This window comes from Photobacterium sp. SKA34 (genome assembly GCF_000153325.1).
Classification (GTDB): Bacteria; Pseudomonadota; Gammaproteobacteria; order Enterobacterales; family Vibrionaceae; genus Photobacterium.
Map to the genome: position 1 here is coordinate 377,138 of NZ_CH724144.1, position 24,034 is coordinate 401,171.

Genomic DNA, 24,034 nt, shown 5'->3' on the forward strand with positions numbered 1-24,034 from the left:
GCCTGGAAAGTGTGTATACGGCAACGTATCGAGGGTTCGAATCCCTCCCTCACCGCCATCTCTTATTTTTAAGAGATAACAATTTAGGAGAGATGGCTGAGTGGTTGAAAGCACCGGTCTTGAAAACCGGCATACGTTTATAGCGTATCTAGGGTTCAAATCCCTATCTCTCCGCCATATTAAAGAAAGCCGCTAAGTTAACCCTTAGCGGCTTTTTTGCGTTTAGATAAAATTTATCCTCAATATAAATTTCTAAGTACGAGCTTAAAGCTATTGCGTTGTATATCTATTTCAGAGGACTCTTCACCTCGTTGAATGTGGTGTAGTGTTAAGTTGTACCACACCACAAAATCTCTGTTTTCTATCGATTTATTCTTTTAAATAAAGTCAGGAAGTTGTTTTTTACCGTTACACATTTTGTTATGTGAGGCGTAACGATCACAAGCAATATCACGGGAGATATGCAGATCGTTACGGGGGGATTTCTCTTTTTTAATGCCTTTAAGAGGGAAGTAATAAGATGCTAACGCTACATTTTTAGCATCTTATGTTGTTTCATTTCAAGGTGTTAAAACCACCATAAATACGCGTAAAAGTGGTAAACCAACATGCTGACGCAAAAATATAGGCAATGACAGCGAAGTGTTGAGGGAACAAGCAAAAGAGGATGAAACAAGCGATTGTTTCTGTGCCTTCAGTTAATCCACTCATGTAATACAATGATTTATTACGATATACGGGGTTTTCAATACCTCGCTTACTGGCCATAACGGCAAAAGCAAGAAAACTGCTGCCCGTTCCAATGAATGCATAGATTAAAAATGCACCAGCTATGGCATTTTGCTCTGAATTGGCGAGTACAAAGCCGAAAGGTATTAAGGAATAGAATAAAAAATCTAAACTAATATCAAGAAAGCCCCCCGCATCAGTAATGCCTTGAATACGAGCAAGCGCACCGTCAACACCATCACAAATACGATTGAGCAAGATAAAAAACAGGGCAATCAAATAGTGCTCTGTAATTAATGCTGGAAGCGCCAAGCAACCGATAAGAAAGCCTGTGAAGGTGACTTGATTTGCAGTAATACCATAGGGATGTAGACGGGCTGCAATAATATTCAGCGGCGCTTTAATAATCTTAATACTTACACTATCGAGCATAATGGCTCTCCGTTTGCCAATTGATTACACGGCTATTGGTTGGGATGTCTTGTTTATCATGCGTCACCATTAAAGTGGGTATTTGTGCTTGCTGAATTTGGTTAAAAACCCAACTTCTAAATTGCGCACGGCGGTCACTGTCTAATTTACTGAATGGCTCATCCAATAAGATTAATTGAGGTTGGGCTAATAGCAGTCGAGTAAGGCTAATTCGCGCACGTTGCCCGCCTGAAATTTGATGAGGGTAAGTATTTGCTAACGCTGATAGCTGCAATTCTTCAAGGGCATTAAGAGCCAGCTTCTGGCGATCTTTACCTTTAATGTTACTGGGAAGTGCAAACGCAAGGTTTTCCCAGACTAATAGATGAGGAAAGAGCAAATCATCTTGAAATAACATGCCTATCTGGCGTAAGTGAGCCGGTACTTCGGTGATATCGTTATTATTTAATATAAGGCTACCTTGTGCCTGAAATGCATCACTTAAATGACCTGCAATGTAATTTAATAAGGTGGATTTTCCGCAGCCACTCGCTCCCATTAAGGTCACGATTTCTCCTTTTGCGATTTGTAAGCAAAAAGAAGACAGTAAAACATCACTATTAGGCATTGATATTGTGACGCTGTTGATGTTTAGGCTCATGATTAGTGGACTCTATCTTTAAGTGTTTATTGTTTTTCGTTGGTTTATTCGTCGAGCTAAAATAAAAAAGCATAATGGGATCAGCGCTTGGCATAAGGCGTAAATAGCGGTAACTCGCCTGTCTGATCCACTGGCAAGGGTTACGGCTTCTGTCGTTAAGGTACTTATTCGGCCAGCACCTAGCATTAATGTTGGGAGGTATTGTGCCAAACTGACGCTAATGCCAATAACCCATGCAAAAATAAATGCCGATGATAATTGTGGCAGCTTTATTTTAAGCCATACCTGCAAAGGTGTTTTCCCTAAACTTAATCCAATTTGAGTTAAACGTTGATCATAACTGCGATAAGGACCATCAAGTGCGAGATAGACATAAGGGAAAACAAAAAAGAGATGAGCCCAGCAGACCCATAATAGATAAGTATTAAGTGAGGAAAATAAAGTTAGTACTTGCAAACCGAAGAGTAACGATAGCTGTGGGATCAACATCGGAATGGCAACAATATAGTTAGGAATATGCCATTTATGTTTTATACGATATTCGTGCGCGACAATGGAAAAACATAGCCCAATCGATGCACTGATCAATGCGATCACCACACTAATGTTAATTGTACTAAGAATATGACTCCATTCTAGTTGCCAAAAGCGCAAGCTATAACGACTTGGAAGCAAATCAGGAAAGCGCCAACGTAGTGCGACCGACCATAGACTTAATACTGGGATAATCATCGCTGCTAATACCAGCATTAGACTAAAAAGTGATTTCCCTGGAAGCGCAAGGCCATATCTACCTGACCATTGCCATTGTTTAAAAAATTGGGTGAGTAACCATTCTATAGCCACCGTAATACTTAATAATATTGTGCCGATAACAAACAGTATGATTGCCCCTGCGGCAGCTCGCGGCATCAGTTGTAGGTTTGGATCAATAAACCATTGCCAGACTAAAACGGCAAAGGTAGGAGGATTGGTTGGCCCTATAATTTGTGCAACATCGACGACAGAGACACCATAAGCCACGATAGCAAATAGCGGAAAACGCATCTTAGGTAACCACTGAGGGAAAATACACTTTAGCCATGATTGAGCATGGTTATAGCCCAGAGATGCGGATACTTTGTGGGTTTGCTCTATGTTTAATTGTTGGAGAACCGGAATACTCATTAGCATTAAAAAAGGCGTTTCTTTTAAGGCGAGCATGAAGATAAGCCCTAAGCCATAAGGATCATTGATCAGTAATGCGGTTTGACTGACAGCATGAGTGCTGAGATTGGCTGGGAGTAATGAATACAATAAACGAACGCCCATACCTGTTGGTGCAAATAAAAAGGCAAAGCCAATCGCAAAAGCAACATGGGGAATAGCGAGTAGAGGGCTTAGTGCTGATTCAATACGCTGCCATAGTCGGGTGCCCCAACAGGTTTGGATGATTGCAAAGGTAAACAAACAAGCAAGAAAACAGCTAGCCGCCGTTGTATAAAACGTTAAGGCAATAGCGTGTTCGACACCTTGCCATTGTAATACTTGGTTAAAACCGATGAATGAGAATTGAGTTAACCCCAGTGGTGGCATATATCCCAATGCAGTAATCACCACACCGAGTAGCCCTGGCAATGTCGGTAAAATACACACGGCAAGTAAAAGAAAGTAAAACGCAGGTAACATACCGTGTTCTCATGGTTAAAAAAGGTTGCCGTCTTAACGTATAAGAGACGTAAGACGATGCTGATAGTAATTATAATTATGCAATAAGCAATGCGATTTTAATTATTTAATCAATAAATTACCCGTGACGATAACTATGACCCGTTTTTGCAAACTTTTCTTTCATAACCAGTGACTAAAATTATATTTCGTATAATTGCGTTTATTTTCTTATTAGTAGGTTACTTGTGTATAACGACCAATTAATGATGTTGCTAGCGGTGTTTGAACGTGCAGCTTTACTATTAATGGCACTGTTTTTATTAACACAAACCCAGCATTTTCAATCGATTGTTAAAAAACAGCATCGTCAACCTGCTGAAACTGCCATGATTTCCCTTTTATTTATCCTTTTTGCAGTTTTAAGTACGTATACGGGGGTGAAAGTTGACGGTTCATTAGTTAATGTACGGATCATTGCAGTGGTATCAGGCGGAATATTATTTGGCCCTTGGGTGGGGATTCCTGCGGGGATCATTGCTGGTATTCACCGTTATTTGATTGATATTGATGGTCCAACATCTGTGGCGTGTTTGATCACCAGTATTTTTGCAGGAGTACTAGCTACATGGATCCACGTGTCGTGTCAGAAAAAACATTATGCCCAGCTGGGGATATTAGCAGGCATGGTATGCGAAATATTAACTATGCTGCTTATTGTGGCTCTGTCGAATAATAAAGCGCTTGCCTATAACATCGTCTCGCATATTAGTTTTCCGATGATAACAGGGACACTATGTATCGGTTTAATTATTAAATTAGTCCAAGGGCTGGATGAAGAAAAAGACATTGTGGCTGCTCGGCAAGCCAAACTGGCGTTAGATATTGCAAATAAAACCTTACCGTATTTTCGGATTAATAGCCGAGAGTCGCTACAGAAGGTATGTAACATTATTCGTGAATATACTTATGCTGATGCGGTGGCTATTACCGATACTGTTGATGTACGTGCTTATGCGGGGAGTGGCGAAGAGAATTTTCTTGATGCTCACCATCAGATCAGTGGCATGACGCGCCAAGCGGTAACAACGGGTAAGCAGATTATCAGTAATAACCTAAATGTGCATGAGTTTCGATCCTTGTTGATCATTCCATTGTGGGAAAATGGTGAGGTGAGTGGCACATTGAAGATCTTTTATTGTCGTCCTGATCAGATCCGTTTATCACTGCGTGAAATGGCGATTGGTTTATCGCAGATTATTTCGACTCAAATGGAAGTGTCTCGAATTGAACAATTAACAGCGATGGCAAGCAAAGCCGAGTTTTCTGCCTTACAAAGTAAAATTAATCCTCACTTTTTATTTAATGCGTTAAATGCGATTTCGACGTTGATCCGTATTCGCCCTGATCATGCAAGACAATTGATTGCTAATTTAGCGGATTTTCTGCGATATAACCTAGAACGTGATGTTGAATTGATCGATATCCAAGAAGAATTACAACAAGTGCGCGATTATGTTGCCATCGAACAAGCCCGATTTGGTAATAAACTCGACGTTATTTTTGATATTGAAGATGTTCATCCTCTTATTCCATGTTTACTCATTCAGCCGATCGTTGAAAATGCCATTCTGCATGGTATTCAACCATCCCGAGAGCCGGGAACGGTGACGATTTCAGTGAAAACAGTTGGTGAAAGAATTGCCATTATGATCCAAGATACAGGTATTGGGATCTCGCAAAACATCATCGATCAACTGTATACAGGCAGTGTTGATTCTCATCGTATAGGTTTAAATAATGTCCATCAGCGTTTATTACTGCTTTACGGAGAAGGCTTGCATATTCGTCGCCTAGAAAAAGGCACTGAAATGTTGTTTTACGTAAAATAAAGGTTATTCCATGATGAAAGCGCTAATTGTTGAAGATGAATATTTAGCACGAGAAGAGTTAACATATTTAATTCAAACCTATAGCCATATTCATATTGAGGCTGCTTTTGAAGATGGATTAGAAGCCTTTAAGTTTCTTCAAACTAACCAAGTCGATATCGTGTTTCTTGATATTAATATTCCGTCGATTGATGGCATGTTACTCGCACGTAATATTGCTCAATTTAAACATAAGCCCCATATTGTATTTACCACTGCTTATAAAGATCATGCGGTTGATGCCTTTGAACTTGAAGCGTTCGATTATTTGTTGAAACCCATTAGCGAAACAAGGATGAAAGGGCTGTTAGCAAAATTAGAACTGCAACATCAGGAGGCAAACCAACTAGAACAACAAGCGTTTGAGCCATCGCGTAGTCATACAATAAATTTAATGAAAGATAACCGTATTGTTATCACGCCTGTTAGCGAGATTGATTATGCGGAAGCCAACGAAAAAGTTACCACAGTTTATACCGCTGATGGCTGCTTTATTGCGCCAATGGCAATTAGTGAGCTGGTGGCGAAATTACCTGAATATGACTTCTTCCGTTGTCATCGCTCGTACTGTATTAATCTTTCACGGGTGCAGGAAATCATCCCTTGGATAAATAGTACTTACATGTTGAAACTACAGCATCATGAACAGCAGGTGCCTGTAAGCCGCAGTAACATTAAGCAGTTCCGTGAACGGATGAAGCTTTAATAGGTAAACGATAAATGCATTTCATGCTGATATATTGCATTTAATTCCACTGAGCAGGCAGCTCATTTTATAGTTTTTCAATTCTATTGTTATCTTTATTAATAGTCGTATGTTGGGAACCGGAAGCGATAACTGATCAGGTTATTGCCAGCGTTATAAGTCCCCTTGGAGAGTACGACGATGAGCACTCATATCTCGAATAGAACCCGTGTTCTAACCTTAATTGGCACTATTATTATCCAGTTTGCATTGGGTTCGGTTTACACATGGAGTTTGTTCAATGCCCAACTTGCTGACAAGTTATCAGAGCCTGTTAGTCGTGTTGCGTTTTCATTCGGTATATTGAGTTTAGCGTTGGCAGTTGCTTCTTCTATGGCGGGTAAAATGCAAGAGCGTTTTGGTGTACGTAAAGTCACTATTGGCGCAGGTGTGCTATTGGGGGCAAGTTTATTGCTAACGGCTCACGCGACTAATCTTATTTTACTTTATGTGTTTGCGGGTTTCTTAATTGGCTTTGCCGATGGTACGGGCTATTTAATGACCCTATCTAACTGTGTGAAGTGGTTCCCAGAGCGTAAAGGCTTAATTTCAGCGTGTGCAATTGGTGCTTACGGCCTTGGTAGTTTAGGCTTCAAATTCATTAACATGTACTTCCTTCAGCATGGCGGTCTTGAAACGACATTTGATATTTGGGGTGTTGTAGCCATGATTATGGTTATTCTTGGTGGAATGTTAATGACTGATGCACCTAAACAAGAAATCTCAGCGGAACAAGCAGCAGAGGGCGCTCGTGATTACAGCTTAGCTGAGTCAATGAAACACCCACAATATTGGATGCTTGCTTTGGTCTTCTTAACCTTATGTATGAGCGGTTTATATGTTATCGGTGTTGCCAAAGATATTGGCCAATCTTATGTACACTTAACTGCTGGTGTTGCAGCATCAGCAGTGACTATTATTGCCGTAGCTAATATCAGTGGACGTTTAGTACTTGGTATTCTGTCAGATAAAATCGCGCGTACTAAGGTAATAGCGATTGCGTTGACGATCTGTTTAGTGGGTGTATGCGCACTGTTATTTGCTCATTTAAATATGATGGTATTTTATGCTGCAGTAGCATGTATCGCGTTTAGTTTTGGTGGCACCTTAACCGTGTTCCCATCATTAGTGAGTGACTTCTTTGGTTTGAATAATCTGACTAAAAACTATGGTGTTATTTATCTAGGTTTCGGTGTTGGCAGCTTGATTGGCTCTATTGTCGCATCCGTTTTTGGTGGCTTTATTGCAACTTTCTACTTGATGTTCGCATTATTGATAGTGTCTCTTGTGATTGCATTAACCATTCAATTACCTAACGGTGAAAGTGAGTCACTGTTAGTTGTAAGTCACTAACAGAATCATTTGTTAAACAATATCTACAAATCCGAGCGCTTATTTAAAATGTATGCTCGGATTTTTTGTTACCTGTATGCAGGGGGAAAGGGCGCAGCATAATTAATCTCTATATAAATAATTACACTGTCTAATTTGCATAAAGGCAGTTTAAAACACTATTTTCATATTGAAAGTTAGTTACCAAACTGAAAATAACATTAAAATACGGTGTCTTATTTTACATAAACTCTGGTTTAATACGCGAATAAACTGCTTATGAATTTAAAAGCAGTTAACGTCACTCTATGCAGTGTTTTAACTGGTGTATTGTTTGGTAAGAGATAGCCATGTCTGTAATTAAGTTTCCTTTAAAGTATAGAAATGCCGCAGCAGATACTTTTGCGATGGTTGTGTTTAGCTTTGCCGCTGGCATGATGATTGAGATCTTTATTTCAGGTATGTCGTTTGAGCAGTCGTTAGCATCGCGAACATTATCTATCCCTGTTAATATTGCGATTGCTTGGCCTTATGGCATGTTTAGAGATTACATGATCCGGACAGGTATGCGTTTTTCAACAAAACGTTGGATGAAAGGCTTCTCTGATATGGTGGCCTATGTGTTATTTCAATCACCGATCTATGCTTGCATATTATTTGTTGTAGGGGCGAACTTTGATCAGATTGTCACTGCGGTAACCAGTAATATCGTGGTTTCTGGTGCGTTGGGCATTGTTTATGGGCAGTTTTTAGAAATGTGTCGCCGCATGTTCCGCGTACCGAATGCTGCATGATTAACAATACTCGATAGCATAAAGCAGGGGCGTAAAGTTTAACTTTACGCCCTTATTGCTTTGATAGCGATAAATATCAATTAATGGCTGTTTTAAAGCGATTTTTCCGTTATTTATAACCGCCCTGAATCTGAGGTTGCTGCTGTTTTAATACGACCTTGTTGCGCGTAATTGCCGCTACAGGTAAATCGATAAAGCCATTGTCAGTGAGTGTCTGCTGCGCTTCTGGTGTCATTACGTAATTTACAAAGGCCGTTTGCTGCGGCGATAGAGAGCTATTTGCTGGCTCTAAATTAAGGTACATGTAGTAGACGTTAGCAAGCGGGTAGCGACCTGATAAAATTGTTTCATGATCTAATCCAAAACTCTCACCATTATTATCAACAATATCAATACGTTTAATATCTTTATCTTGGCTTTGATATACGGTGTAACCAATGGCATTTTCTTTTGATTCAATAGTATTGATTAAGTCTTCACGGTTGTTTAACGATGTAGTTGCCGTTTTTTGACCATCGTAGCAGGTGATCATCTTGGTGAAGTTACGGTGTGCTGATAAATCACCATTGACTGAATAAGCGTGTACTTGTGTCAGTTCAGTATTGTTGGCAAGTACAGGGCTTACTGTTTGCCATTGAATTGATTTTAGTGATGATTGACAGCCAAAAATATTAGCCAGCGCATTGATTGAAATAGACTTTATTGGATTATCTTCGTTAACCAAAATGGCAATGGCATCGGATGTAAAGTACAGCTCGGTTGGTTTATAACCGTATTTATCTTTAAAAACTGCGACTTCACTATCTAACCAGCGACGAGAGCTAATACCAATTTTTACGCCGTCTTCAATCATGATTTTTTGAACGTCACTGCTTTGTTCTGTCAGTAAATAATTGTTCAACGTCGCAGTTGAAATTAGTTCATTGACGACGGTATTGAGTTCATTTTCAACCGCAATGGTTTTACTGCTATCGGCATAAGCAGAAGAAACAAACAGCGCCAGTGGTAACATGTAAGTTAAAGTTGATTTATTCACGAGTATTCCCTCACTGTGCTGTTGATGCATGTTGTGCTGATTGCTCAGAGCTGTAAATCGTCCATTTTTTTACAGGCTCCATTTGGTTGCTGGTTATAATAGCAATGGTGCGTCGCTCACGTTTATTCAGGTGTTTAGTTAATTCGGTTACCTGCGTAAACTCTTGCTCTGAAATGCGCTCAGGTGCAATACCATTTTCAATCAATGCATCTTTAATCACGCCTGTTCGACGTTGGGCTAATGCTTTGTTGTATTCGTTAGTACCTTCAGGACTAGTATCACCGACAAGGATCACTTTTGCCTGAGGCTTTTGTTTCAATAAATCATAAAGTTGGGTATAAGTTTCATTTTGATCTAAGCGAATGTGGTCGTCATCAAAGTTAAAGTAAACTGTCTGGATGTCGTATTTCGGTTTCACTTCCCAAGGTGCACAGCCTGTAATATCAACCTGCGTACCAGCAGGTGTATCTGCACACATATCCCGCTGGTTGATCACACCATCTTTATCATGATCGCGAAGATCATCAATCTGATGGCGAGTGACTTGGGTATCAGGCATGTCTGCACAGCCAGTTAAAAGCAAAGGCAATAAAATGAGAGAAAGTAGTGATTTTTTCATGATTATTGCTCCTTCGCCTGCCATTGTTCTGGATATTCAACACGTAACGCATAGGTCAATTTACCCATAGCATTAAGAATGCGATACGCCGCTAGGGTGTGGTCATATTCAGTATTGATGTAGCTCTTGCGGGCAAGGAACACTTCTACTTTTGCATCAAGTACGTCAAGTAAGCTACGACGACCTAAACGAAATTGTTCTTCATAACCCATTTCAGCCGCTTTTGCTGCATCAACGTTCTGTTTTAACAATTTCTTCTGTTGCTCTAACATGTTGTAGGCATTCCACGCTAGGGTTGTTCCTTCAACTACTTCACGCTCTGCGCGCAAACGGATAGTACGTGCTTCTTCATGACGCCATGCAGAGGCTTCCGTATCTGCATTGGTTTTTCCACCGTTATAGATGTCGTAATTCATGGTTAGCATGACACGGGCATCTTGATCTGGACCCAGAGTATTACCCACGTTGTCGTTGGCATTTGCGTGCACTTCTAGCTTAAACTCAGGGAAGTAATTGCCTTTTTCACGGCGAATTTCTTCACGTGCCGCTTTAATATCAGCCATGGCTGCTTGAATTTCAGGATGTTGCTTAATGCCTTGTTTAATGGCAATTTCTTTGCTGCTAGGCAGTAGGGCTGTATCGACCACAGGATCGATTAAACCTGTTGCCGGTTTTCCAACTAAACGCATGAATTGGGCGTCGAGATCGTAGAGGTTATTTTCAGCGGCAATAAGTGATGAGCGCGCCGTCGCAACACGAGCTGCGATTTGTGCCAAGTCAGAATTACTGCTTAAACCTTTTGAGTTTTTATCCAGAATATCTTGGTAAATCGCTTCATGTTCACGAACGTTACGTTGGGTTAATTCATGAATGGTTTTGGCTTTCAGTACTTCCATGTATAAGCGTGTGGTATCTAATGAGATATCTTCTGCATCAGATAACAAGGTTAACCGCTCAGATTCTGCTTCATAGGTAAGGCGATCAGTATTGGCTGAGGTTTTAAAACCATCAAAGATTAACTGTGAAGCTTTTAAACCAATTTCAGTTCGGTTCATGCCACGATCGTCTTTGGGGATTTTATTGCCACTGTTGTAACGGGTTTCTTCATAACCCGCAGCAGCGTATAGATTTACCTGTGGTAAGTAATCAGCCTGTGCGCCATTGACTTCACGAAGCACTGATTGAAAGCGGGCATATTGCCCAGCGATTTGTGGGCTGTAATCAATGGCTGAGGCAACTGACTCTTCTAAAGAGATCGCGTGCGCAGCACTTGATGAAAATAGCACAGCTGCTATTAATGATGATAAACGCATTCCTTTTCCTTTATCTCTTATCCTGTATGCCGTTTTATGTAAACGGCATGACTAATTAGCTAAATGTTATGGCTCTCTTAATGCACTTGCTTTGGCGCGTAATAACGGCTTTAACCAGTAGCTCAAAACGGTTTTTTCTCCCGTTAATATATCCACCATGGCTTGCATGCCGGGAATAACTTGAAGACGAGTGTCAGGATCATCATGGAGTTGGATATGAGCACGGTAATAGGCGGTACCATCTTCCGTTTGCAGCGCATCAGCACTGACATATGTCACCGTTCCTTTACGTCCACCGTAGACAACAAAATCGTAAGCAGTAAATTTAATTGTTGCTTCTAAGCCCTTGCTCACAAATGCAATATCTTGTGGTGAAATTCGCGCTTCAACGATTAATTTGCTGTCATTGGGGACTAATTCCATGATCGGTTCACCGGGCTTGACGACACCGCCTAATGAGCGCACCAAGATATCTTTAATCGTGCCGTCCATTGGGGCCGTAATTTCAGTTCGTTTTAGCTGATCGGCTAATCCTTCTTGGCTATCTTCTAACTGGGCAAATTGGTTGGTTGCTTCATTAAGTTGAGCTTGGACTGAGGTCCTAAATTCCAACGCAAGATTACGGCGCATCACAATCGCTTCACGTAAGGCTGCTGATGTTTTTTGTTGTGCGACTTTTGAACTGGCAATTTCACCGCGTAGTTTCACCTGATCGCGACGTGTTTGGATCAATTCAACTTCTGCAACGGCACCACGTTTTACCGCACCTTCGAGCATTTTGGCTTCTTTATTGACTAAACGAAGACTGCTATAAAGTGTGGATGTATTACTTTTTGCATCACGCAGTGCTTCTGTTTGCTGTTCAATCGTAAGTTGTGCTTCTTCAAGTTGTGACTCAATTTGTCCAATACGTTCGTTATAGTTGGCTTTAGCATTAAGCTGAGCACGCTTACTTAAATCATCAAAAGCGATGGCTTGATGTGAAATAGTGATTTGTTTTTTCCAATCTTTTTCCTTGGTATTGACTTTTACGGTGTCTAATTCGGCTTTCAGGCGTTTGATTTGCGCTTGTAGCGTGCGGTAATGCTCATCTGACTCCTGGAAAGCGGTACGAAAACGGGTGTCATCTAAAATAATTAAAGGCTGACCTTTTTTTACCTGTTCGCCTGCTTTAACTAAGACTTGTTCAATAATACCGCCTTCTAAACTCTGAATTTTTTGAATGGCGAGGGTCGGCACAACTTTGCCATCGCCCACTTCTTCCAATTTGGAATAAGCAGCCCAAGTGATAATTGAGATAACTAATAGCGAACAAAGCCAAACGATTTTACGAGAACGATAGGCGTGCTTTTGATTTGCCCATTTTAAATTACTGCTCATTACCGCCTCCTTGAACAATACTGACGGAGCGAACACGACTAACTGGACGTTGTGGCTTCTGTTTGGCGAGAATAGATTTCGCATCACCATCAGCAACAATTTGCCCACGCTCTAACACGATAATACGATCGCATTGTGCCAAAATAGATTGACGGTGAGAGCTGATCACCATGGTGATATCACGAGGTAATTTATGAAGGGCTTGACGAAAATGCTCTTCAGCTTGTTGATCTAAAGCGCTAGTTGGCTCATCCATCAACAATAGGCTAGGTGAGCGATACAATGCGCGAGCCAGTGCTACAGCTTGACGTTGACCGCCTGATAAATTACGACCGTTTTCACCGACTTGGGTTTCTAGTCCGTTGGCAAGGCGATCCATAAAGCTATTTAAACCAGAAGTAGTTATGGCATGACTTAGGCGTTTTTCATCGACTTCATCACAGCCAAATAAGATGTTTTCATAGATAGTGCCGTAGATAAGGGCCGGCTGCTGTCCAACCCAACCGATATTGTTACGAAGGGCAGCAGGCGGCCATAACTGGGCATCAATCCCTTCAAAATACAACTGTCCTGAACTTGGACGATATTGATAGGAAAGTAGGGCTAAAAGAGTCGATTTACTTGAGCCTGCTGCACCAATAATACCCACACGCTCACCTTGTCGAATGGCTAGTTTGATATTGCTTAGAGCGTTGAACTGTTGTTCATGGTAAGCGAAATTCGCATCATCTAACTGAACATTACCGTTAAACTCGCCGCGATCCATGACCTGATGCTCATTACTTTCCTGCGGTAGTGCCATCACTTGGTCAAGCCCTGTAATAGCAGATCGGCTTTGCTGATAGCGCAGCATTAACATCGATAACTGGTTAATTGAACTTGCAGCACGACCGCTCAGCATCACGATAGCAATCAATCCACCCATGCTGAGTAAGCCTTCAGAAATACGATAAACACCAATAATAATTAAACCGATGGTGACGATTTGCTGACTACTCATCACTGAATGAGACACAACATTGGTGTATTTACGGGACTTAATGTGCCAGTCCGACAGCGCAGAAATCGTTTGCTCCCAACGACGTTGGATAATGCCTTCAGCATTGTTTTGTTTAATATCAGAAAGATTATATAAGCTATCTAATAATTGGGTTTGTTTCTGAGTCGATAAGCGAGCTGATTCATCTAAGGTTTGACCAATTTTTCCTTTCATGATGGTACTTAGGAGCAATAGCACCACCATAACAACGATAGGAACAAACATCATAGGTCCGCCAAGCCAACCAATTAATGCAAGGAAGAACAAGGTGAAAGGTAAATCCACCAAGGTAACTAGAGTGACTGATGTGAAAAACTCTCGCACACTGTCAAAATCTTGAATTTGACGCGCAAATGCAGCGGCTGATTGGGGACGATGTTCAAGTTTCATCCCCAATACTTTTTGCATTAAAATTGCCGATAGTTTGGTATCAATATGATGCCCAGCCATATCGGTGATAGCGCTTCGTGCCTCGCGTAATAACCAATCAAATATCAACGCAATAGATACACCAGCAGCTAACACCCATAAGGTATTAAAAGCTTGGTTGGGTACTACGCGATCATAGACGTTCATGGTAAATAACGGCACGACAAGAGCGAGTAGGTTGATAAAAATAGAGGCAATGAGAAGATCACGATACCAAGGTCTTACCTCTGAAATCGCCGCACGCAACCAATGCTTTTTCGGTTTAGGTTTGATGTCATCTACCCGAGGATCTGCAACTTGGATTGGCGAAATTTGCCAAACATCTCCACAGAGTAGATGCGTTAACTCATCGGCTGATTGTTGCGAGACAACAGGTGTTGGGGAGTGTGTTTCATTGACTTGAAACTGGACTGTTTTAAACAAACTATCAGTGTATTCACTGATAATGATTGGTGTGCCGGACTCGGTAATACCAACGGCAGGTAAACTTGCTGTGATTAGCTTTTTTTTCGGGTGCAAGCCAACGTCCAACTGAGCTTGGTTGGCTGCTCGTTCAAACAGAGAATCGTCAAGCTTACCCTCTACTAAGGGTAAACCTGAGGTGACTTTAAGACGATGACAGCGAATGCTGGCATAGCCATAATATAGAGGCTAGCCAGAGGTCATTATCTAACTGCGGATTTTTACTACTCATACCATCCCTAGCCAGTAATTAGATTATTATCATCTATCATTTTTTGTAGAACCTCTGCTTCCGTTGCAGAGCTCGTATCTGCGCCATAAAGCGCATCTTTACTTACATTGTCTAACGTTATCTCTTGTGTAACATCTGTGCCATTGTCTTTAACATGTAATGTGACGGAACCGTTATTTTCCCTAATATCAATATAGTTATCGGCTGAAATACCATTAGTCACATTTGATAAAATAGTGCTTAAGTCGATGTTGTCGCTATCTTTTGTGGTATCAAAATCTAAGATAGTATCTTGTGCTGGTGCAGAGCTAGAACCGAGATCTTCCGATTTAAAGACGAAGCTGTCATTGCCTGCATCACCAGACATTTCATCATTACCTTTACCGCCCATGATTAAATCATCACTTGAAGTGCCTACTAGGGTATTGTCACCAGCCTCTGCGACTTTGAAATCGATGTCTTGCGCTGTACCCGTTGCAGTTTGGTTACCGATACTTGAAATTGGCTCAATAGATAAAGTGAAGTCTTGAGCACTGTTAACTGTCATGGTGAGATTGGCAATATCAGCGAGATCGACTTCCCAACCACTATCTTTTGCTTTACCTGCAGAGAAGGTGTAATCACTAGGTAAGCCTGTGATCATAATACTGCCTTTTTCATTGGGTGCTGGATTTTGCATCATGAGATCAAGATTTAAGGCGATCGCTGAATCTGTTTCGGCAATAATACTTTTGTATTGCGCTGTTAATTCAGGCTCATCAGGCAGCGCATCAATGGTTAAGTTGATCTCTTCTGTAGCGATATCACCTTCATGTGTGTACTCAGTGCCTAATACGATATTGGTATCAACAGTATTGGCTGCTAACGTGATCGTCATGTCGCCATAAGCATCACCAGGATAAAGTGTGAATTCATCTAGTGTATTGGCATTAATGATGACTGTAGCAAACCAATTATTTCCTTTTTGCCCAAAAGTAACTTCTTGTCCGCTAATAACAATTTTATCCAAGCCTTGAAGTTGTGCAGGATCATTAGCACTGATCGTGACCGTGAGTCGTAATGCTTCATCACTGTTTGTTTCATAGCTTTCTAGATTAACCGGAATAGTGAAACTATCACCTTCAGTCCCAGAAAGGCTTTCTGGTACATCAAAGAACTGAACATCATCGCCAATAGGCTTAACACCTACGACTAAATCGGTGGTTGAGGTTTTAATATCATTGGTGCCAATTTCGTTGGTGATGGCTTCTAGTTTGAGCTTCATATCACCACTAAAATCTAGCGGTGGACGTATATAAACCCCGTCCATTTGGCTGGCACTGATACTCCATGATTGACCACTGTTAGGTAACTGGACGAATGTATTTCCGCCATCAGGAGAATAGAACAGCACAGCGCCTTCAGGTAATCCTGAAATACTCAGCGATAGTGTTTCTGAACCATCGTCATCAAATAAAATTGCATTTAGGCCTGTGATATTTATGTAGCTATCTTCGTCACCTAGAACTTCGATTCTATCGGGCATTTCAGCAAAGTCAGTTACTGGTGCAACATTGATTACCACTGACGCTGTTTTGGTTTGGGTATCGGTTTGGGTTGGGCAATCAGCTTCATCAGTGATGTTGGCTGCAACATTAATGGTTAACTCACCGCTGAAGTTGAGTGGTGGTGTTAAGGTTAATTCACCTAAACGGGTTGGGTCTTTAATCGTCCATGTGCTATTGCCGTTGTCTTGTAAAATAGCGGGGTCGCCGTTGAGTTTCGCCCCTGCAGGTAAGGTAATTGTCAGCCAGTTAATGGTTTCTTTACCTGTGGCTGATTCACCTTCACCGCTGATGGTTTGCCCCGCGAAAATATTATCGCCTAGTATCAATTCTAAGTTGATAGCAGATTCGGTGTCTTCCTGAATCGTGGTTTGTTCTGCATTAACAATGATGTCATCGACAACAGGGATAACTTCAATCTTGATAGTCTGCGTTGTTTTGGACGACTGGCCGTTACAGGTGGACGTTTGAGTGATCTCAATCGGAATATTAATACAGCCAGCCCAATCTTCATCGAGTCCAACAAAGACCATATTTTCTAAGCCGCTTGGTGTAATGGTATAGCCAAGAATTTCACCGACGGCATTGAATTCTGGAATAACGCCATCGCCTTCGATTTCCACACCGAGAGGTAGATCTTTGATATCAATAAAAAACGATATTTCTATTTCAGGGTTGTCATCAATGTTGCCATCCAGTAACCCTGATAAATCAATATCTTCACCTTCTTTGGCAATAATGGCGTCATCACTTTGAATGTTATCTGGATCGTCAATAGGGAGACAAGAACCACCGCCGCTGTGACCCGTAATTTGGATTTGAAGAGGGGCATCAATATAGCGTGAATGTTCGTCATCAATAACATGGGCGACAACACGTAAATCTATAATGTCAGTATCAAAGCTAGAGCGAATGGTTGCGCCTGCTAAGATATCTTTCATCGCTTCTTTTACGGTGTCACTGGTTAAGCCCGTTGCGGGAATAATCCAATTACCACTACCATCAATGGAAGCGCCATTTGGGTGTTCAACGATTAAGTTAATACCATTTGGGACGACGATGATGATGTAATCAAGGTACTCTGAGCCATCGAGATCTTCATCAAAAAAGTGTACTGCGTTGGTTAAATCGATAGGGCTACCATCGGTACTGGTGAGCACTTCTGATGTTGATTCTAAACGGGTATCACCTTCAACAATACCATTCACATCAAGCTGAATGGTTGCATTAATGTCTTTTGAAGCAGTTTGTCCTGTAGGTGAGGTATCCGTGACTTCATAGCTAATTGAAATATTAAATAAACCACTTAAATCTTCATCGGCAAGCACAGTGACACGACCGCTGTTAATGAAGTTAGTCCATGATTCGCCATTGTTTTTGTAGCCGGCAAGGTCTAATCCACCTGCAGGAACGTTAACTTCTATTCCATCAATGAAAAGTGTTAATCCTGTGGGTAAGGCTAAAATCTTATAGCCAGTCAGGCTTTCACTGTTATCGATATCTTTATTTATGACTGGCTCAATCAAAAAGCTTGCTGATTTATCCTCAAGCGTTGTTGTCTCAAGGACAGCGCCATCTTTTTCATCAACGACTGGAAGCACATCAATTTCTACTTGGTAATTGAATTCGCCACTGTCACCATCAGGCTCTGTCGATACCACGTTAACATCAAAGTTAAGTTGCCCACTGAAGTCTTTAGTTGTTTGTAAGAAGGTAGTTTTCAGTTGATCGTTAGTGATCTGGTAGATCACACCTGTCGATGCGCTTTGTCCAACGATCTCTAATGTGATTAGATTACCGTTACTATCAACAAACATCACCCCATCAGGAAGGTTAGTGATCATGATAGTGATCTGTTCAGATTTATCATCATCACTGGTGGTGATCATAAAATCTAAAGGCAATGGGCTATCTTCGTTAAAGCCTGCTGTACCTTTGATAGTGCCTTTAAAGCCTGTGGAATTATCTGTGCTATCTGCAACATACTCCCAATGACCATTGCCGCCATCTGCAACATCAGGGCGATCAATCACACCTTTTAAATTAATGGTAATAGTTTTGGTATCACTCACCGCGTTGACATTAACAGGATCAAGTCCATCAACGGAGGTTTCAGTTGATACCGCCGTGACTTCAATGGTCAGCGTTTCTGTCCATGAGCTAATATCTTCTTTTGGATAAAGCAGAGCAGAACCGTTTTCAATATCTTCAGCGCTGACAATATAAATGCCTGATCCTGCTGGTTGCTCAATAGCACTACCCCCTTGAATCGACCAGCCTTCTTGGACTTTGATGTGATAGCTTAAACTTTCAGAACCATCGGTATCGGTAAGCCTACCGATTAATACTTGGCTTAAGTTAATCGGTTGATCTTCAATACCTTTAATATTCTTCACCGATAGAGTTGGCGTATCCGCATCTGGCTTAATATTAACGATAACTTGGTGTGGTGTTTCTTCGGTTTGATGCTCATTTTTATCAATGAACTGATTACCTTTTTCGGTCGCAATAGCGGTTACGGTAAATTCAAATTTACCGGCAAGGTTTTTATCCGAAACTATCGTGATTTTATTCAATTGATTTTGATTTAATACATCACCATCTTTCACGATATTGCCATTAAGTTTTAATGTAATGCCATCTGGGATACCTGAAATTCGATATGTTAAGTTTTCTGAGGTATCGGTATCGGTAAGATTGGCAGCAAGGTCGAGTTTAATGCCGCCATTATCATCCTCAACGCCTGTGTATTCAGTTTCAGGGGCGTCCCATACAGGCGCATCAGCATTTGGATATACTTTAATAGGCAAGTTTTTCTTTAAGGTTTTATCGTCAGTATTAGTTGAAATAGTAGCGGTAATTTCAAGGTTCACCATACCTTGTAGATTGATCGCAGCATCAAGTGCTGGTTGATAGGTGAGTTCACCCTTTGGTGAGTAGAAGTTACCGTCTTGAATAAAATTGGTAATCGTGATGACACCGCCAACTGCTGTGAGTGAAGCGCCGTTTAAGTAAAGTTGTCCGCCAGCTAATGAGCTTTCACTAATAGTGATACTGGTAAGGGTTTCATTTTGATCTTCATCACCAGGGAAGACTTTAATTGAAAGCGGCGCTGTGCGCGTATCTTCCAATACTTCCATTAGTTCAACGTTGATATGACCTGGGTTATCACCCAATCTCATTGTTGCGGTCCGTTCTGCGGTATCACCATCGCCATCTTTAACGGTGTATGTCAGGCTATCGAGAATCTGACCACTAAATTCAGACGTTGAGACCGTCGTTATATCTATCGTACCGTCAGCATGGACTACCATGGTGCCGTACTTTTTTTGAGGCGAAACCGAGGTATTGATTAAATCAATCGGATTACCAATAGAGCAAGGATTACCGTTGTAAACAAAGCTGTCAATTTCACCGCCGTCAGCGCCTGTGATCTCATCGGTTAATAGTTGTAAGGTTTGGCTTTGCCCTTCAACTAAAAATAATGTGCCGTCAGTACCGCCTTTAGGAACATCATCCAAGACATTCACATCAAAGATAGTGGCAGGCGAGGTGTCGCCATCGCTGTCAGTCAGAATGGCACCAAATTCAAGGTTAAGCGTATCTTGTAATGTAACGTCTGGGTGATCGATAGGGGCAAACAGATCAAATTTCACCGTACCATCAAGGTTAACTTTAATTTGGAAAATTTCTTTACCGGCAGCGGTTGCGATATACCAACCATCAGTATTAGGTGCGCCAAGCGTGATGTTTTCGCCTGCGCTGGTGTAGTTTTTACCATTAAAGAGGGCGGTATCTAAGGTCACGGATACCACATCGTCACTGCCTGTATTAAAGTTCAGTGTTGGTGCATTAGTATTTGATGTATCACTGTCTACACCATCATCAAGTAAATCATTTTCTTGGACAGCTAAAGCGCTATTAACGATTATTTCTGGCTTCAAGCCATCCCAAATTGTGACTGTTACATTGGATGTTCCGACACTGCCATCACTATCAATGGCTTGAACAGGAAGGGTGATATCGAGTTTGGTATCTTTACCATTGAGGTGATCAATAAAGTCATTCAGTACAATAGTAATGGTTGCATCTGCACTGCCACCAGCCGCGATAGTACCTATGTCGGAAAGGTTGATAGAAAAGATCACCGTACCGTTAGCTAAAACCGCACCATAGGTATCGTTACCATCAAACTGCCACGTTATTGCTTCACCGTTATGAGTGATCGCATCACCATCACTGGTTTGAACTGCGCCTGTTAGAGCCAGTTGTAAATCAACAATCGGATCTTGCCCTGCAGTAACAGAAATTGTTGAGCTTGCTTTTTCTGTCGTGCCTGTTGGTGGCGCATCGGGTGCTACAGCAATTGGTTTTTCGGTAATTTCTAATGTGGTATCAGTAATGACTGGCGTGTCACCATCGGCAATCGTGACAGTGATATTGGCTTGGTTAACGTCGCCATCGTTATCGCGAATAAAGACTGGAATGGTAATGGTTTCAATGCCACTCGGATCGGTTTGGTCAATAGATTGATACAGGTTGAAGGTGTACTCAACCGTCGAGTTACCTTCTGCATCAGGTTTTTGTGTAATGGCAACATCAAAGACTTTTACACCATTGGCCCTAGCTTCAATCATCTGACCTGTGCCGTTAATGGTGTAAGTAATGATATCGCCGCCGCTGGTTAATCCTGATGGTAGCTGTGTTTGATCAAAATATAACGGGCTGAGAGGTGAAAGGCCATTTAAGCCATCACTGCCAACAACAACATCGATAGTGCCTGTTTTGGATATCGGTTGGCTTGAGGTGAGGTTAGCTTCATCAAAGTCGAGTGCTTGGTTGACGATTAATTCAGGATCTGCGCCATCTTCTATATACCAATCAAATTGCCCTGTTGGGGTTTTCGTACCATCAAGATCGGTGGCATCAATCAGTAGTGGTAATTTAATTACATCACTGGCATTGGTGTGATTTAAAGGACGATACTGAACAAAAGTGACAGTACCTGTTACATCATCACCATTGGCGATACCTGTTAGGGTTACAGTGAAGATGGTTTCTCCAACAGATGTTGCTGTAATGGTTTTTCCATCACTACTTAATGTGTATTCAAGGTATTTAACGGAAGTACCTGAAGTTAGATTTAAAGCACTTAAAGTGGCAATGGTTTGTGAGTTAAAGACGATGCTATTAGGATCGGGATTATCAGATCCGGCTTTAATGGTAAAGTCACCCGTAAAGATATCTGTAGGATTAGAAATCAGTCCTTCAACGTTACTATCACTGTTATTGATGATGGTATTTGCTTCGCCATCTTTAATTGTGATGGTGAGATCTGCACTGCCATAGTCATAATCTTTATCGCCTGCAATATAGCTAACCACGAGGTCAATATCACCCGCACTATGGTCGAGATTACGATTGGCGGTGAAAATCCAATGACCATTTTGCTGAATGGTTAAAGTACCTTCAGGCAGATCAAATGTTGCTGAACCATTGGTGAGAATTTTGCTTTCACCGTGTACAGTAACGCGAACCACGGAGAGTGGGGCATCAAGATCACTGTCATTATTGAGCACATTACCGGAAGTAATATTGCCTTCAATCACACTGCTATTGTCATCAAGAATCTGAGGTTCTGAATCTCGGATATAAATTAAAGCGGGCGCAACAACAGTTTCTGTTGTGCCATCGCTATCGGTTTGAACACCATCAATCAAGATAGCTGATTGAGTGCTATTGAAACCAAACTTAGTATCAATAGGTTCAAATAAAGTAATTTTAATGTCTTGAGAGGCGGTTTGAATCGTTGCCGATAAAACTGTGGCGCCATTGCTTACCGCAGTTAGTGTGAGCCCGTCCGGTGAGATGGTAACCGTAATAGGGTTACCGTTAGAGGTTAGCTTTTCTAGTAATGTTTGATTGGCATTAAAAGTAAACTCAGCAAACTCGATATTGATAGAAGCAGTTGCTGTTGCTGATCCTTGATAATCTAATGTCGTCTCATAAAAAACTGAAGAATCAGGATGTCTTAATGTCGGCATATCATCAGTCGCAGTATTACCTGCTACATCGGTAACCGTCGCTGACATCTCCCATGTTTTTTGTACATTGAGTTGGCTAAGATCGAAATCTTCAATACGCCAATTTCCCGCACTATCTACGGTGGTTGTTAAGGTAACGGTTTCAGTGCCATCACTAAAAGTGATCTCGATCTTATCACCCGCCTGAGTGCCCGTTGTTGTCCCTTCTAAAAACTCGACATAACCAAGCTTGAGCGCGGTGATATTCAATCCGCCCAAATCGTAATTGCTTGTATCAATATCGATAGTTGGCGGTGTGGTATCTTTAATGATTATATTGCTCGATATCGCTGGGTTACCAGCGATATCAATGGTTTCTGCGGTGATAGTAATTTCGCCATCATTAAAATCACTTAGATCGACATTAGCAATATTCCAGCTGCCATTGGTTACAGTGGTGGTAAACGTTAAATTATTACTGCCTTGTCCTGAAATGGTAATGGTAACGGTTTGACCATTTTCTACGTGATTAACACTACCAAAAAGGTTGGTATTTTTTACTGTTACGCTATTGAGATAATCATTAGCAACGCCATCGTTATCGCTATCAAAGGCTGCGGTGATATCTGCAAGGGTATCTTTGATAATAGTGCTGGTGGCAGAGGCAGGGTTACCTGCAACATCAATCGTATTAGCAACCACGGTGAGTTCGCCTTCGGCGAGGGAGGATAGATCTGTGTCGCTAATGTTCCAAGTACCATCAGTGTTAGTCGTTTCAAAGGTGATGGTTTTACCTTGGCTATCGGTGACGGTAATCGTAACGGGTTGGTTATTTTCTACATAGGTGATCTCGCCTAATAAATCACTAACAACGATTTCAAATTGGTTGAGATAGTTATCACCCTTGCCATCAAATTCAGCGGTAATTTCAGCTAAGGTGTCTTTGATGGTGTTATCTGTGGCATCAACAAAATTGCCATAGTAGTCAGTGACAGAAGCATAAACATCAAGTGGACCTTCAGCGAGTTCACTTAAGTCTTGATCGTTAATAAACCATTTTTGATCTTTCACAACCGCACTTGTTGTGAACACTTTGCCATTAATATCCGTGATAGTTACAACCACAATACGCCCATTTTCAACATCAATAGCGTCACCAAAGAGATCAACAGTAGGCACTTCAAAGCGGTTCTCATAACCGTCACCACCGTCAACAATCGTGACCGTTAAAGCGGCAGAGTTACGAAGTGACAAAATGGTATCGCCAATTTCATCTCGTTCGTTTCTCTCTTCGGAAGTTGTCGGACGGGTATTAAATCCCGCTTCGGGTAAGGTTTCAGTAAGCGTAGGCTTAATGCGGGTAATAAAAGAAATACCATCACTTGAACTGATATTAGATTCTGAGGCGTTTTGTGAGTGACGAGGTGCAGTATCAGATTGCGTCAAGTTAACAACATCGTCTTCATTATTTTGAGTTTTTATGATGTCGTTAACTTGTGCTTGCTCTGCAATGAAAGGAACAGAATCATCGATGATTTCTGATGGAGGAACTTGTATCCATTCACCTTCTGCTGTTATTTTCCAGATAACGCCTTCAACAACTACATACATGATTGGCTTCATCCTTGGCCCCTATATCTATAATTATGAAAAAGTATTGCGAGCATGTTATAAATCCAATGCACAATCTCGCAACGTAGCCAATTT

Annotated in this window: 12 protein-coding genes, 1 tRNA gene and 1 pseudogene; 5 read left to right on the forward strand and 9 right to left on the reverse strand. The window is 41.3% G+C overall.

Annotation, left to right across the window (positions count from 1 at the left end):
- Positions 1-86: 86 nt before the first annotated feature.
- A tRNA-Ser gene (locus tag SKA34_RS18060) sits at positions 87-177 on the forward strand.
- Positions 178-555: 378 nt separating this feature from the next.
- Here SKA34_RS18060 and SKA34_RS18065 read toward each other — a convergent pair.
- The 3 genes from SKA34_RS18065 to SKA34_RS18075 are packed head-to-tail and all read right to left on the reverse strand — an operon-like array spanning position 556 to position 3,469.
- On the reverse strand, positions 556-1,161 hold the full coding sequence (locus SKA34_RS18065; RefSeq protein ID WP_006646964.1) for a CDP-alcohol phosphatidyltransferase family protein: 606 nt from the start codon (positions 1,159-1,161) through the stop codon (positions 556-558).
- Positions 1,151-1,801 (reverse strand): ATP-binding cassette domain-containing protein, encoded by a 651-nt coding sequence (locus SKA34_RS18070; RefSeq protein WP_039860830.1) that lies wholly within the window; start codon positions 1,799-1,801, stop codon positions 1,151-1,153. The genes SKA34_RS18065 and SKA34_RS18070 overlap by 11 nt, the downstream gene beginning before the upstream one ends.
- 18 nt (positions 1,802-1,819) lie before the next feature.
- Positions 1,820-3,469 carry an ABC transporter permease gene (locus SKA34_RS18075; protein ID WP_006646966.1) on the reverse strand — a complete coding sequence of 550 codons (1,650 nt, stop codon included), beginning with the start codon at positions 3,467-3,469 and terminating at the stop codon, positions 1,820-1,822.
- Between the two features lie 245 nt (positions 3,470-3,714).
- On the opposite strand from SKA34_RS18075, the gene SKA34_RS18080 reads away from it, so the two are divergent.
- From SKA34_RS18080 to SKA34_RS18095, 4 genes are all read left to right on the forward strand, one after another.
- Positions 3,715-5,340: a LytS/YhcK type 5TM receptor domain-containing protein gene (locus SKA34_RS18080; protein WP_006646967.1), complete on the forward strand. Its 1,626-nt coding sequence runs from the start codon at positions 3,715-3,717 to the stop codon at positions 5,338-5,340.
- A gap of 10 nt (positions 5,341-5,350) precedes the next feature.
- On the forward strand, positions 5,351-6,085 hold the full coding sequence (locus tag SKA34_RS18085; protein WP_039860832.1) for a LytTR family DNA-binding domain-containing protein: 735 nt from the start codon (positions 5,351-5,353) through the stop codon (positions 6,083-6,085).
- Between the two features lie 180 nt (positions 6,086-6,265).
- On the forward strand, positions 6,266-7,477 hold the full coding sequence (locus tag SKA34_RS18090) for an OFA family MFS transporter (protein WP_006646969.1): 1,212 nt from the start codon (positions 6,266-6,268) through the stop codon (positions 7,475-7,477).
- A 329-nt stretch (positions 7,478-7,806) separates the two neighbouring features.
- Positions 7,807-8,250, forward strand: a complete 444-nt coding sequence (locus SKA34_RS18095; RefSeq protein WP_006646970.1) for an L-alanine exporter AlaE — start codon at positions 7,807-7,809, stop codon at positions 8,248-8,250.
- 109 nt (positions 8,251-8,359) lie between these two features.
- Here the strand turns inward: SKA34_RS18095 and SKA34_RS18100 are convergent, their stop codons facing one another.
- The 6 genes and pseudogenes from SKA34_RS18100 to SKA34_RS18125 all read right to left on the reverse strand — a co-directional run bounded on the left by SKA34_RS18100 (position 8,360) and on the right by SKA34_RS18125 (position 23,950).
- Positions 8,360-9,286 carry a PstS family phosphate ABC transporter substrate-binding protein gene (locus tag SKA34_RS18100; RefSeq protein WP_006646971.1) on the reverse strand — a complete coding sequence of 309 codons (927 nt, stop codon included), beginning with the start codon at positions 9,284-9,286 and terminating at the stop codon, positions 8,360-8,362.
- A 10-nt stretch (positions 9,287-9,296) separates the two neighbouring features.
- A complete protein-coding gene (locus SKA34_RS18105; protein WP_006646972.1) occupies positions 9,297-9,905 on the reverse strand; it encodes an OmpA family protein in 609 nt (202 codons plus the stop codon).
- 2 nt (positions 9,906-9,907) lie between these two features.
- Complete coding sequence (locus tag SKA34_RS18110) at positions 9,908-11,218, reverse strand: TolC family outer membrane protein (protein ID WP_006646973.1); 1,311 nt, start codon at positions 11,216-11,218, stop codon at positions 9,908-9,910.
- A 66-nt stretch (positions 11,219-11,284) separates the two neighbouring features.
- Positions 11,285-12,598, reverse strand: coding sequence for an HlyD family type I secretion periplasmic adaptor subunit (locus tag SKA34_RS18115; protein ID WP_006646974.1), 1,314 nt, complete (start codon positions 12,596-12,598; stop codon positions 11,285-11,287).
- A pseudogene (locus SKA34_RS18120) lies at positions 12,588-14,760 on the reverse strand (type I secretion system permease/ATPase). Before SKA34_RS18120 ends, SKA34_RS18115 begins: the two are co-directional and overlap by 11 nt.
- A 7-nt stretch (positions 14,761-14,767) precedes the next feature.
- The gene (locus SKA34_RS18125; protein ID WP_039860836.1) at positions 14,768-23,950 is read right to left on the reverse strand and encodes a type I secretion C-terminal target domain-containing protein; all 9,183 of its coding nucleotides are present in this window, start codon (positions 23,948-23,950) and stop codon (positions 14,768-14,770) included.
- Positions 23,951-24,034 lie beyond the last annotated feature (84 nt).